The organism is Flavipsychrobacter sp., from assembly GCA_041392855.1.
Taxonomy (GTDB): domain Bacteria; phylum Bacteroidota; class Bacteroidia; order Chitinophagales; family Chitinophagaceae; genus UBA5543.
The window spans coordinates 1,721,754-1,735,246 of the sequence record JAWKLD010000001.1 but is presented as its reverse complement, the minus strand read 5'-3'; the positions used below and the strand labels follow the sequence as shown (position 1 = coordinate 1,735,246).

Below are 13,493 nucleotides of genomic sequence, written 5' to 3'. Positions count from 1 at the left end.
TTATTATAAAACAAACGCCCTCTGCATCCAGAGGGCGTTTTAATGTATTGTCTGTTTTATTGTAGTTTATTTCTTGGCTACTTCTTTATACACTTTTACATAGCCTTCCAGCATAGTAGGGAAGGTGAATTTGTCCTTTACTGTTTGCAGGGCATTCTCCCCAAGTTGTTTGCGTTTGGCAGCATCGTTATAAAACTCCAAAATAGGTGCTATCAACGGCTCGTGTCCTATAGCGTCCACTATCCATCCGTTGTGGTTGTGTACTATGATCTCCTCAGGGCCGCCACTCTTAGTGCCAATAACTGGTTTGCCCGCACTCATGGCTTCTACAAGTGCTGCGCCAAAGCCTTCGCGTTGGTTTATGTTTCTTGTGGCTAGTATTTTACCATCTACCATTTTTAGTAGAGCCGGTATATCGCTACGCATGCCTAAGAAGCGTATTTTATCTTCCAGTCCGTAGTCTTTTATCATTTGCTTTACCTCTTGAGCATACTCCTCAGTATCGCGGCCAGCAAATAATATTTTTAAGTTAGGTACTTGGTCTTCTATGTCTTTGTAGGCTTGTACTATTTCTTTGTGTGCTTTAATAGAAACTACCTGCGCTACAGATATAAGTACAAGATCGTCTTCGCTAAGGTTCATTTCGGCACGAGACTTAGCAGGTGTTTGTTCGTATAACTCTAGGTCTACACCTGTAGGTATTATGGTTACCTTGTCAGCAAACTCTGGAAATAAGCTTGCTTGTGCTTTACTCAATGCTACTATGCGTGCGGCATAGTCTAGTCGCTTACGCCATCTTTTTGGCTCATAAGCCAAGTTTGTTTTTTCAGCCACCCAAGGCACGCCTGCTAGTTTCATTACCAATCCTTCCCCAAAATCAGAAGCATAGTCAAAAGAATGCGCAATGTCGAAATTGTGTTGTTTTAACTCTTTAGCAGCTTTATATATTTTAGGGAAGTAAGTAAGTCTAGGGCGTTTTTTAGGTTTTAGCTGTATATTCAGTACCGTGAAGTTTCTTTTTAGTTCACGTTCTGTTTCGGTGTCGGTATAGTCTAGTACGTTGATGTATGGGTCAAACTCATCACGGTTTAGTGTTAGGGCTATGTCCTTCAATACAAGGTTCATTCCTGCTGTATTGAGGTTGTTGATGGTAAATAATATCTTGATCTTCTTTTGCGACATATAACTTCTGTTAATACCCAACAGTCTGTGTGACCGCCGATAAGCCGCAAAACTAACAAATGCTATTTATTTATTCTATTAAGTTTGCGCTAAAAGATAAAGCCTGCCAGAAGTCTTTCCTGGCAGGCTTTTCCAAGATTTTTATTGATCTATTGCTTCTCTATCTTACCCGAACTTATTGCTAAACCACTTTCAGTAGCAATATGGTATATATAGATGCCGGAAGGCAATGCTTTTGTGGGTAGATATATAGATCGTTTTCCTTTGTTGTAATGTGTAGGTGGTGTTTGGTATACAACCCTCCCTTCAATATTGGATACAGAGATACTAAGCTGTTGTGCATGAGTTAAGGTCAGCTCAATATGGCTATCTCCACTAGTAGGGTTAGGATATACATTACTTGATAACTTCTGTGTCAGAACAGGGGTAATGCTATTAGGTGTAGCAATGCTGGTGTCTGTAAATTTATAGAGCTCCCATCCTGTTGCTGTTTCCGTAGCGTTAAAGAACATATCCTTACCTATTACGATCATCTCCGTAGGGGCGCTACTCAAGGGTCCTTGTCTTATATCCTGTACCATTACAGGGTTGGTAATGCCATTATACTTCCATAGCTCTATGCCATGCACACCGTCGTCGGCAGCAAAGTAAAGACTGTCTCTATATAAGGTAAGGAAAGATACATGTGCACTACCTGTTGGGTTGATGCGATGCACCAAGCTGGTTTGTGCCGTAGTTAAGCTGTATTTGTAGAGTTGTATATCAGTATCCTTGTTTTGTGCAGCAAAGTATAGGTCGTTGTTGAAAGAGATGATATGACGAATGTTGACAGGGAAAGAATGCCCTGCACCTTTGTTGATGTCTGTTAGCCTTACAGGAGGGTTATCTCCATCGTACTCGTATAGTTCTCTACCATAAGTAGGGTTGGTAGCGGTAAAGTAAAATTTGCCATTTACTATAGTGAAGTTGCAAGGATTGGATAGGTAATAGTTGGTAGTGTCTATATCGGCAACCAGTGCTATAGAGTCGGTAGCAGGGTCATAATAAAATAATTCTCTTCCTAGGCTATCGGTTTCGGCAGCAAAATAGAGCCTGTTCTTATAAGGTGTGATGTATCTTATTTGTCCAGGTTTGTAGCCTTTAGATGTTTGGTATACATGCAACACGGTATCTTTTGCTAGATCGTAATAGTAGAGTTCCCATTGTTTTTTAGGGTTGTTGATATTTTTTGCGCCAAAGTAAATGCGCTCTCCGTATACAGTATGATTGTTAGGTGCAGCTCCGTCTTTGGGGTTGGGGTTGATGTCGGCCACCATGCTCGGAGGGCTCACACCGTCATATTTCCATAGCTCCAGCCCATGAGCAATATCTGCTGCAGTAAAATATATAGTGCCGTTCAGTCCACAAATAGAAGAAGGGTCGGCAAATGCCAGCCCATTACCATATACAGTGCCGGGGTGTATCTCTTTTGGTGTGTTGGTACTATGGTCAAATTTCCATAACCGTTTTAAACCGCTTGAGTTATCGGCATAGAAATAGAGGTTGTCTTGATAATTGTACAAGTTGCTGGCAAAGCTTCTTGGTTTGCCGGGGTTAAGATCATACCTGGTGACACTTGATTGTGCTGTTGTGCACAGTGGTAATAGTAATAACGCTACGGCTAAAAAGTTTTTCATAATATGCTTTTATAGCACAGGTGATAATCATAAAAAGTAAAGGCGGCAGTCAAAGAGACTGAAAAATAGCTTGTATAGTTGGTGTTGCTGTGGTATTTATAACTTTTAGCGGCGTATTTATAAATGTTTAGGGATTCAATGGATCATTACTGTTTTTCTACTCTGCCGCTGGCTAGGGTAGCGCCATCTTTGTCTACAACACGATAAATATAAATACCTGTCGTAAGTCTAGCAGTAGGTAATATGATATTGTGTGAGCCCTGCGAGTAGTTTTTTTCTTTTGTTTGGTAAACAGTTTGTCCTGTCGTGTTGATGAGTGATATGGTTAAGGTTTCAGTGTTTATTATATCTAGCCTGAGCTGAGTATTTCCACTCGTTGGGTTTGGAAAAACAGTGATATTATCAATAGTTGTCAAGTTGCTTATATTGGCAGTTGCTGAGGCTTCGGTATAACAAAATAGCTCTTCTCCTATTGTTTCTCCTTCTGCTACAAAAAACAATCTGTTGTTGGCTACCGTTAAAGAATGAGGGTTACTCCCTTTAGGTCCTTTGTGTATGTCTGCCAATAGAGAAGGAGGTGTGATGCCATTATATACATATAGTTCGATGCCATGTAGCGTGTCTTTCTTTGCAGAGAAGAATAGCCTGCCATTGTAATAAGCCATGTCACCAATGTAAAGAAAGCTATCTGACACTGTTGTAGCTTTACGTTTGAATATGTCAACCTCAAAGAGTGTAAGTTTGCCTTGGTACATCACAGCAGAAAAATAAAATTTGTCATTTATTCCACCATTCGATGCATCAAAAGTATTTGTGCACATAGAACTTCTATTGCTAATAAGATTGAAGTTGACACTATCAAAATCATAAGTAAAGGGGTAGGAGTATGATAGACGATTTACACGATAATTACCATCAACGGTATATAGAATACTTTGCTGTATAATATAAAGCATCTCTTGTCGAATGAATTTTTCACTTACGCTACCTACCCCTGTTCCTGTAGGAACTGTTGCATTTGTTTTTGGAGTATAATAATAGGTTAACCCGTTTTGCCCGGTAGCAATTGAGTGTCCTGAAAAATGGAAATCTCCTCTATAGTCAATTATTGGGCCTGTAACTTCTATGTCAGAAATTATATTAGTAACTCGAGTTTTTATGTTGTAAGAACAAAACCGTTTTCTTTTGTCTGAAAATGCAACAAAACGTTCTCCCAGACCAGTTACAGAAGTACTAGAGAAGTGGCCATTTGGGTCAAGGTTTATTGGCACTTGATTGAAGTTTAAAGGTGTTAATACTTTGGCTTTATTGCCGTCATATTCCCAAAGCTCTAAGTCTTGATGATAACCTTTAGCGGCAAAATATACTTTGTCATCAAGTATTGTGAAGGCATTGCTAAGTACTTCTTCAACAGCATCAACAGTGTCATTATCAATATTGATAATCCTAGGGGGGTATATGCCGTCTGTTTCCCAATATTGTCTTCCATGTGCGCTATCTCGTGCATAAAATATCAATCTGTTTTTAAAAGCAGTTAGCTCGCGCGGGTTAGAATTTGGGGAAAGTAACGCAGGGTTGATATTAAAACTATCCAGCCTGCTATTTTGCCCAAAGGCAATACTCGTAAGTAGACAAAAAAGTAGGGTAAATAAGCTTTTCATCAAATTTGTATTTAGTGCTACAATTTACTAAAAACATTTATAGAAAGTGTATGCGATCTAAATAATGAATGTTCAGGCCTGTTTTTACAATTATGGGGTTCTTTTTTTTAAGATGATTGGTTGCTAATAGCTTAGTTTGTTTTTTGTTTACTACAACAATAAAAATAATTAAAAATAATTTTTGTCATTAAAATTAATGTTGTATATTTGTTATGCAAACGGAATAAAAAGAACACATGAAAACAAAAAAGTTTGCACCTAAGGATGCCAAGATCATTCGAGAAAACGAAGGTGCCACAGCAGAGCAATTATTGGAGCTAGGCTTATCCTCAAAAGCTTATCAGCGCCTAGTAGATGCCGACAATCATTCAGCAGCAACCATACAGCCTGTAAAAGTGGAAAAGCTAGAGGCTACTAAGGTTCACCAACCTGATGTGGTACAGCTACACAATCGTAAAAGTGGCAGAGTGGTGCGTATGGGTTACAAGTCAGCTAAAATGCTTTCCCAAAAATATCCTGAAGAGTTTACTATACTATAAATAAAACACACTATGGCAAAACAAAAGAAAACACCAATTACAGAAGAGCAGCAAACTCCTGAAGTAATCGCACCAATATCTATCACCAATACCGATTCGGTAAAAGCACAAGAAACTACTTTGGAAATACCTGCTGGTCATGTGCTTATTGTATCGCTCAACGAAGATGGTACGGAAAAAGAGCATAGCGAGTTTTTCTACCCCGAGAAGAGTTACAAACGCTTCTACGGAGATGAAACCAAATTTGCTGTCAAAAAAAAAGCTCAATAATCACCTATAACAATCACTATCATTATGAAACTCTCAATAGAACAAGCCAACAAATTACTCAGCGCACTGGTAAGCGATGTGGCAGTTGTGGCAAATGATGCCGAAGCAGATGCGGATGTCAATCTCGACCAAGTAGCTACACAATTGACGGATAAAGTGAGTGCTGCGCTTCGCAGTACCATAGAAGAAGAAGCTAAAGCAGATTTTGAACAAAACTTTATAGGCAGATATTCAGGCGCATTGCGTAGCGCAGCACAGCGTGTGTTTAACGTACATAAGCGAGAGCTGGAAGATATGAACTTTGAAGAGCTGCTGACAAAATGTAAAACAGCAATAGAAGATAACTTTACAGCAGCTGATACAGAACGTGTAGCTCAAATGGAAACTACCATCAGTGAATACGAAGCACAATTGGATCAGATAAAGAGCAATTACGAAACACAACTGGCACAAGAGCGAGGCAAGTATACACAGCAAGCTATAGCTGATCGTTGCCTGAATATGATACAGCAATTACCGCGTAAAGGTGGCGATCTGCAAGAGCAAGCAGAGATGCTACGTGATAGAATGCAAAAGGTGTATGAAGTGCGCTACAATGAAACAACAAAGCAATTAGAATTTTATAAAGAGGGAGCACCCGCCATTAGTGATAATAACGAACCGGTAACGGATGAGGGCTTTGCTCGTACATGGGCAGAACGTGCCGGCATTTTGGTACATGATACTAGGCATTTGTCGCCAGCTGCAATAAAGGCAGGACAGCAACCGGCATTTGCACAAGGACTCATTATACCCGATGATGGACCGAACAGCCCATTGGATGCCATACAAGCATGGACGGAGGAGTCGCGCTAGTAAGCACCAACAACTACTCATAGCAGGACGCTGCTATTCAAAACCTACGTAGCACGCTTGCCGCTACACTTGGCACTATAAAGCGTAATCCAAACCAGATAATAATAGTTCCCCAAAGGTGATAGCCAATGCTATGCCCCACAGGGAGTAACCTTAAAATTGATATTATATCATGAGCTTTAAAAATGCCATGCAGGCAACGCAGAAAAGCGTATTGCAGTATGCCAAGCAAGGGAGACCTTACGAAGTGCTTGCTGCTTTGCTGGATGCACGCCAATATAACACGAGTATCGTGGAGAGCGATATGCAATCGGAAGCAGGCAAGAAACGCCAGCTGAAAATAAACTACTACGCACCCATATGCGACGACCAAGGCACAGGAGAAGAAAGCCTTTGCGACACGGGGACAGTAGTAGCTCCTAAACAAGTATTCTTTGAAGTGAGCCGTACTACAGCATCGGCTGTGTATCAACTTAATCGTGACGACATCCGTTATGTAGATGGTAACTATACATTTAGCGACCATGCTAAGGCTGCTGTCAATGCAGCACTACCGGCTGTTCGTAGAAAGCTGGCTGTAGAGTTGTCTAATCTATTAGTTGCTAATGCAGGTTTATTACCTAATGGCGCAGAGAAACTAATGCTGCCATTTATGGACAAGGTTACGGGTCAGGTAAACCCTATGGGACTTTGGGAGATAGAGCGCACTTATAGAGATAGTGGCTTGTCCGATCCATTCATAGTAGGAGGTACAGATGTATTCCACTGGCGCAAAGCTGTAGAGATAGGTACTAGCAACGAAGAGGGACAAAACGTTCATCAAATGAGTCGTGCTCATGCCTACTACGATAGCTTGATTAATGATGCTTTCCAAGATGCAACAACAGAGCATGTGTTAACATTTGACCCACAGATGTTGAAGTTTGTTAGCTTCAACCGTAACGCAGGCATCTTCGCAACCGACCTTCAGGATATAGATGCTATTGACGCTATTTATCAAAGAGGCGGTACAGACTATATCGAAGGTGTTATGGCAGACCCGCTTACAGGTTTGCTATGGGACTTGAATGTAAACTATGACAAGTGCAACCACCGCTGGACTTTCCAATGGAAACTGGAGTGGGATGTATTCTTCCTGCCACAAACAGTATGTAATGAGCCTGGTGTTAACGGTATATTCCACTACACTACTTGCGCTCCTGTTCAGTACGAATGTCCTGCAGGTACTCCTGTATCGGGCGGTACAAGTGCAACATACGAGTGGGATACTAATGGCGTGATCACTTATCCTCTTTATGTAAACAAATTGGAGTTGGCAGGTCAAACTTCTTATCCTGATACTACTGTAGCAGATATAACCGAGTTGAAAGACTTGTTTAACGATAGTGTAAACGGCTACGTGTTTGACATAGATACTACTAAGCTAACCTATACAGGCTATAGCGGAGTAACAGGTCAAATAAATGATGCTACCAATATTTCCTTCACAGCAGCCCCTTAATAGATCCTACCCAAATAAAGCATCCCCGCAGGTAGTGCGGGGGCTTTATTTACCCGGATGAATCATTTAAAACTTGAAAACAATCAACTATGAGTTGTCTTGATAATATTATTTCAGTAAGAGATGTATGTAGTGATGAAAGCATCACCTCGCTTAGTGGGCTAGACCTAATGGATGCTCCTGAGATCTCTATCCGAAATCTGTCTAACATAGCCAATGAAGAATACGTAACAGGCCTGAACTTAGCGAAGAAAAAAGTAGCACAAGCCACAACGCTAGTACGCAACGACTTGATGAGTGCCATGGCTGCTAATAAAGTGATGCCCAATATCGCTGCCAAGAAATATGCAATAGGAGAATTTAAAACGAGTGTAAGCTACCCTGCTGAGGCTAAGGAGAGAGGAGTAACACTTTATAAGAATAAGAAGATAAAAGGGGCGTTGCGAAAACTTAAAATTCATACTGTAGAAGTATATGCTTTAGCTGCCGCTACGGATGTGGCTTTGAAAATATATGATGACTACGCAGGTGGTACAGTTACTACCTATAGTGTAGATCTAGAAGCCAACCAAACTAATAGTTTCAGTATAGAGTATGAAGTGAAAGGCAGTTTTGCAAGAGTGTTGTTAGATGGTACTAATGTGCCTGTAGCGGGCACTTACCTTACTTGCTTTACAGGATGCAATGGTAAAATGCCAAACGATTGTGGCTATACAAAAGGTTGGTATGATGAGAAAGAGATAAGCAGCAAAGAAGGTTTTGGTATTAATCTGACTTTTAGTTGTGTGTGTGATTATGATCAGTTGTTATGCGACTTGTCACAAACCTATATCGGTGAAATTGTTTGGCTTAAATCAAGAGTGCTATTGCTGGAAGAACATTTGCGCACTAATAGATTGAACAACTGGGTAGTATACGGTAGGGAAGAAACAAAAGCCTTTTTGACGGATGTAGAAAATCAGTATCGAGAAAAATGGACTGTGTTTATAGAAGCATTGCCGAATGTTCTGCAACAGTTTAAAGACGATTGTTTGGATTGTAAAGGCATACGTTGGGTAACTAATATTTAATCATTTTAAAAGCTATTCATCATGATGACATTTTTATTATATACCATTGTAGCCCTTATTGCTAATGCAAGCTTGGCAAAGATCATACACATCAGTATACAGCATGGCCAATGGCTGGACAGGCTACTCAATTGGCAAGAACGATTACATCAATGGGATTTGGCAGATAAACAATTCTTAGCAAAAGCGGGAGGACTATGCGAGTTGTGTTTTAGTCACCTCATTACGTTTATAGGTTTCTGGTTTTACGCATTGTTTATGAATCAAGTTGTTGGCTTTTGGGTAACAACACCTGTTGACGGTTGGGTGTCAGTAGTTGTGTTTAATATGCTATGGTATTTGGCTTATGTAGGTATAGGGACAAACCTTTCCATGTATTTCATTACAAAACTTTTTCAGGAATGAACCTAGAAGGGCATATAGCCTACTTGACAAGCTTGCAAGAACAGAAGCCTGCTAACATTGTAAAGGTGAAAGTAAAACAAGCAAAAACGGATAGAAGAAATAGGCTAAGGAAAAAGACATTCAGAAAAAAGAAACGATAACACTATGCAACAAAAAGACTTTGAAGACTTTAAAGATTTCATTCTTAGTAAGAATGCATACTTCACGCAAGGTTTTGCTTTGGCTTATAAAGATGATGTAAGTCGTGCTGTGCAAGTAAGAGAAGGCAAAGATGTGAAACGATTATTGCCTGCTGACAGTTTGAGCAATTATTTCTATTTGCGACATGAACCCCAATTGAAACATGAACCTAAAGAACCCGAAAGGTTAACAGATAATGGTACACAGAGGTTGACTTTTTTAGATACACAAGTTGTACACCTTGTAGCTATAGTAAATCATGCTGATGCCTATCAACTAGTAGAGAACTTAAGAAATACAGCCATGATGTACGATGGGCTTAATGTAAAACCTATTGCTACTAGCTGGGATAGAGAATTGGTTATTACATCCGAGCTTTCCAATATGAGTCAGGCAGATATAACTGCAGCTCTACAAAGATTGAAAGACGAAACAGTAGTTCATATACAAGCAGCTATGTCAAAAAGCTATATACCTACAAACTGCATTGTAAACCCTATTAATAAAGAATACCATGAACAATATCATTGATTTAGGCTTAGTACCAGTTTGTAAAGAAGCGGTAGTAATACCCATCACTGCAGATGAAACAGGTACTTGGGCTTTTATGACTGCCTTTAACGGTGCTTACCAATACGTGCAGTTTCAAGTAGAAGCAGGTAATACAATTGTTGTGCCCGTACGCTTGAATGAAGACTATACTTATGTTTTTAAACTGTATAAACCTGATAATTCAGTATTTAACGATAATAAATATTCTATAAAAACCACACCTCTCTTGCCAGATGTGAACTATAGCTACTTTGTACCTGAAGGCACTGGTCAGATTGTGACAGGAAGAAAGCAATTTGTTGCTACAGATGGGCAGGATATGGTCAGTCATTTAGACCTTGTAAATGCGATACAAATTGTTGTGTTTGTAGAAGGTGCTATTATACAAACAGGTAATGGAGATGAAGAGTATCTATTCGATAATGTAACTGGTATTGTGAGTTGGAATCAACCTTTAATTGAAGGCCAAAAAATCACCATTTTATATTTTAAATAAGTCAAAAAATGAAAACACTATTCACCCTATTATCTCTGTTGTGTGTGTTGTCAGCTCACGCACAAACGGGGAAACTCATGAAACAATATTATATAAGTGGCTCTTTAGCTATTGGTAAAGGCGATCGCAGTTTTGCGGATACTTCTGCATGGCTAGAGGTAGGCGCAGATACAACAGAGAAAGGAATCATTTTTCCACGTGTGTTATTGGATAGTATTAAAACGGAGAAGCGTGCCATGTTTGTATATGATTTACAAGATAGCGTACTCTATCATTTTGATGGAAGTGAACGTGTAAGGTATATGACCTATAAGGATACTACGTTTCTTAAGAATAACTTCTTGTTGCAAGGTGGAAATACTTTTGGGGAACCCTTAGAAGTTGGCTCGAATGACAATCAACCTGTTGATGTTGTGACAAACGGGAATAGAGTAGTGAGAGTGTTTGCTAATGGTAATATGAGCATTGGTGGAGATACCACTACTGATAATTACGCACTAAATATTGACGGGAGTTATGATGATGCTGTATTACATCTTCATAGAGGAGGACAAAGTACTTTTTTAAAGACAACTACTAATAATGATAACGCCTACACCCACACATTAGCAATAGGTAATCATAGGATAAAAACAAATGGTTACGGAGTCTCTTTTAGTGCTAGTGATAATGAGGATGTTCCTGTAGGTCAAGATATTGTTCGTGTAAAAAATGTATATAATTCTTCTGTATTTACCCCGCTTAAAGTACTTGGTGCTAATGAAGAACCATATTTGACGGTAACCGGACTAGGTGGTGTATTGTTAGGGACTAATAATGATCAGGGTTATAAATTGGACATTAATGGGAATATACATGCTAATAATATGATGTATTTAGATATCGATAATCCAGCCTATGAATACACAGATGCAATCAGCATAAAAGGTACTTACCATTCTATTACCAAACTTGATCTAGGATTATATAATTACGGAGCATACTTAGCGACAAATAGTCTTGATGTTAAAACAGGTAGTGCTGGGGAAACTACATTGGAGATTAGGGGAACGCCACCTTCGGCAGGTAGTATTTCTGTGGAAGGTTTATATAGGAAAGTAGACTTTAAAGGAGGTATTTTAGGTGATGGTTGGCAGGTATATATGCCCGAAGGGGTATGGTCTTACCAACATACAGCCTTTCCTTTTCAACCAATAGAATTTACTGGGAATACTACAAATCAGGGAATAAAGTTACACGGTTACTCTTCAGCAAATGCTTTGCAGGTGTTTGGGTTGACAGGGAACGTTGCTATTGGCGGCATAGAAGCTGATAACGGGTATGATTTAGAAGTAGAAGGTATTACCTATACCGATAGCTTTATAGCTAAAGACCAAATCGTAGTTGAAGATATATCGGCATCTACGGGGTTGAAAGTAGGAGATAAAACTAGTGAAGCTGCAGATTACTATGCCTTTGAAGTAAATAACCCAAGTTCGTATGAAACAAAGCTGACCTTGCGACCTTCAGCAAATGCCAGTGGTTTTAATAGTGCTTATTGGTCTAGTATTAGTAATACTGGATATTCCACAACGATCAATGCTGGGACTTATCATGATCTCATATTTAAAAGAGGAGCATTCGAGGTAGGTAGATTCTCTCAAAGTAATTCATTCTTGTTGGGTAGAACTACACATGATGGATACTTGCTAGATGTAAATGGTGCAACTAGAGTATCATCTACATTAATGGTAGAAGGTAGTTTGGTTTTTAATCAGGGTAATAAAACGATAAGTATAACAGAAGGTAATACTGTGTACCAACCTGTGTCTATAAATATTGGGAGAACGAATGTGTTAAATACTAACGATAATGGTAGGCATATTACCATCGGAAATAATAACACAGGTAACACTACAAAAATCTGGCAATATATGATAGGGCAGGGTAATAATCTATCGACTGCACAGCTTGGTAGTTATGCTTTTGGTGACTACAATACAATTACTTCCGGTGATACTTATCAATATATTTATGGTAGCAATAATACCATAAACGTTCCTCCAACATCAACAAGCAGAGGACAGTTCATTATTGGTAGCTCTAATAGCATATCACATAAGTTTTCTTCTATAATGGGTAATAACCAATCTACTACTGGTGACAACCAATTGATTTTTGCGGATGGTAATGCGAATACTCATGTGGGTGGATATAGGGATGTTTATTTTGGTTCTGGTCCGGAAAGCTCACTGTCTACAGGTGTAGGAGCTCCGGTAACTATCAATGCTTCAGGAGGAAAAGGGACTGATAAAGAAGGCGGTTTGCTACGATTGGCAGCAGGGAAGAGTACTGGTGCTGCGATCCCTTCCGATTTGATTCTTGCTACAGGTTCTGCTATTGCTACAGGTTCAACGTTACAAACACTTGCAGATAGGTGGTACGTAAAAGGGGAAACAGGCAGGATGTCTAATAACAATACTCCTACTGCATTATTAGACCTGGATGGTACAACAGGGTACAACCAACTTAGATTAAGAACTGCTTACACGCCAACCTCTTCTTCCGATACAAATGGGGAAGCTGGAGATGTTTCTTGGGATGACGACTATATATACATCAAAACAAGCACAGGGTGGAAGCGTAGTGCTTTAACAACTTTCTAAAAAAAACACCATGAACAAAAGATTAAGATTTGGCTTGAGCCAAGTGAAGAATAGTGCCCCCAAGTGGGTGATCAATACTACCTCTATTGTGGCATTGTTAATTGCTGCAAAGCATTATCTGATAGATGAATTGCCTGGTATTAGTGTAGCTACAAAACAGTTACTTATGGGCTGGTTTGAGTATGGATTGAATACGGCACAGGTCATTCTGGCATTAGGTGTCATCTTTTTAGGTCAAGAAGAACAGTATCATGACACAACAAGAGATCTCAATAATTGACAAGCAGTTAAAGGGAATTAATCTGAGACTTATTTGGGCATTAGTGATATGTACAGCAGTAAGTGTGTCTACCGTACTTAGTGTTTATTATGGCTTTAAAACGGATATCGCCATACAGAAACTGGAAATACAAATTATCAATGCTCGTCTCCTGCGGTTGGAAGACAATTTAAAATGAACA

Annotated in this window: 15 protein-coding genes; 12 read left to right on the top strand and 3 right to left on the bottom strand. The window is 39.5% G+C overall.

The annotated features are described in order from the left end of the window. Window positions 1–66: 66 nt before the first annotated feature. The 3 genes from R2800_08045 to R2800_08035 all read right to left on the bottom strand — a co-directional run bounded on the left by R2800_08045 (window position 67) and on the right by R2800_08035 (window position 4,519). Entirely contained in the window at window positions 67–1,182 is a 1,116-nt protein-coding gene (locus R2800_08045) for a glycosyltransferase family 4 protein (GenBank protein ID MEZ5016990.1), read from the bottom strand. Window positions 1,183–1,331: 149 nt separating this feature from the next. Then, window positions 1,332–2,858, bottom strand: a complete 1,527-nt coding sequence (locus R2800_08040; GenBank protein ID MEZ5016989.1) for a T9SS type A sorting domain-containing protein — start codon at window positions 2,856–2,858, stop codon at window positions 1,332–1,334. A gap of 146 nt (window positions 2,859–3,004) precedes the next feature. Then, entirely contained in the window at window positions 3,005–4,519 is a 1,515-nt protein-coding gene (locus R2800_08035; GenBank protein MEZ5016988.1) for a T9SS type A sorting domain-containing protein, read from the bottom strand. A 236-nt stretch (window positions 4,520–4,755) separates the two neighbouring features. Between R2800_08035 and R2800_08030 the strand changes: the two genes are divergently transcribed. The 12 genes from R2800_08030 to R2800_07975 all read left to right on the top strand — a co-directional run bounded on the left by R2800_08030 (window position 4,756) and on the right by R2800_07975 (window position 13,490). Beyond that, a complete protein-coding gene (locus R2800_08030; protein MEZ5016987.1) occupies window positions 4,756–5,058 on the top strand; it encodes a hypothetical protein in 303 nt (100 codons plus the stop codon). A 12-nt stretch (window positions 5,059–5,070) separates the two neighbouring features. Beyond that, window positions 5,071–5,328 carry a hypothetical protein gene (locus tag R2800_08025; protein ID MEZ5016986.1) on the top strand — a complete coding sequence of 86 codons (258 nt, stop codon included), beginning with the start codon at window positions 5,071–5,073 and terminating at the stop codon, window positions 5,326–5,328. A 24-nt stretch (window positions 5,329–5,352) separates the two neighbouring features. Next, entirely contained in the window at window positions 5,353–6,183 is an 831-nt protein-coding gene (locus tag R2800_08020; GenBank protein MEZ5016985.1) for a hypothetical protein, read from the top strand. Window positions 6,184–6,355: 172 nt separating this feature from the next. After that, a complete protein-coding gene (locus tag R2800_08015; protein MEZ5016984.1) occupies window positions 6,356–7,684 on the top strand; it encodes a hypothetical protein in 1,329 nt (442 codons plus the stop codon). 89 nt (window positions 7,685–7,773) lie between these two features. After that, a complete protein-coding gene (locus R2800_08010; protein MEZ5016983.1) occupies window positions 7,774–8,754 on the top strand; it encodes a hypothetical protein in 981 nt (326 codons plus the stop codon). A 21-nt stretch (window positions 8,755–8,775) separates the two neighbouring features. Further along, window positions 8,776–9,159: a hypothetical protein gene (locus tag R2800_08005; protein MEZ5016982.1), complete on the top strand. Its 384-nt coding sequence runs from the start codon at window positions 8,776–8,778 to the stop codon at window positions 9,157–9,159. Then, the gene (locus tag R2800_08000) at window positions 9,156–9,299 is read left to right on the top strand and encodes a hypothetical protein (GenBank protein ID MEZ5016981.1); all 144 of its coding nucleotides are present in this window, start codon (window positions 9,156–9,158) and stop codon (window positions 9,297–9,299) included. Before R2800_08005 ends, R2800_08000 begins: the two co-directional genes overlap by 4 nt. A 4-nt stretch (window positions 9,300–9,303) precedes the next feature. Further along, the gene (locus tag R2800_07995) at window positions 9,304–9,870 is read left to right on the top strand and encodes a hypothetical protein (protein MEZ5016980.1); all 567 of its coding nucleotides are present in this window, start codon (window positions 9,304–9,306) and stop codon (window positions 9,868–9,870) included. Beyond that, on the top strand, window positions 9,854–10,387 hold the full coding sequence (locus R2800_07990; GenBank protein ID MEZ5016979.1) for a hypothetical protein: 534 nt from the start codon (window positions 9,854–9,856) through the stop codon (window positions 10,385–10,387). Before R2800_07995 ends, R2800_07990 begins: the two co-directional genes overlap by 17 nt. 8 nt (window positions 10,388–10,395) lie before the next feature. Continuing rightward, on the top strand, window positions 10,396–13,032 hold the full coding sequence (locus tag R2800_07985) for a hypothetical protein (GenBank protein MEZ5016978.1): 2,637 nt from the start codon (window positions 10,396–10,398) through the stop codon (window positions 13,030–13,032). A 10-nt stretch (window positions 13,033–13,042) separates the two neighbouring features. Continuing rightward, the gene (locus R2800_07980) at window positions 13,043–13,312 is read left to right on the top strand and encodes a hypothetical protein (protein ID MEZ5016977.1); all 270 of its coding nucleotides are present in this window, start codon (window positions 13,043–13,045) and stop codon (window positions 13,310–13,312) included. After that, window positions 13,284–13,490 carry a hypothetical protein gene (locus R2800_07975; GenBank protein MEZ5016976.1) on the top strand — a complete coding sequence of 69 codons (207 nt, stop codon included), beginning with the start codon at window positions 13,284–13,286 and terminating at the stop codon, window positions 13,488–13,490. The genes R2800_07980 and R2800_07975 overlap by 29 nt, the downstream gene beginning before the upstream one ends. The last annotated feature ends 3 nt before the right edge of the window (window positions 13,491–13,493 follow it).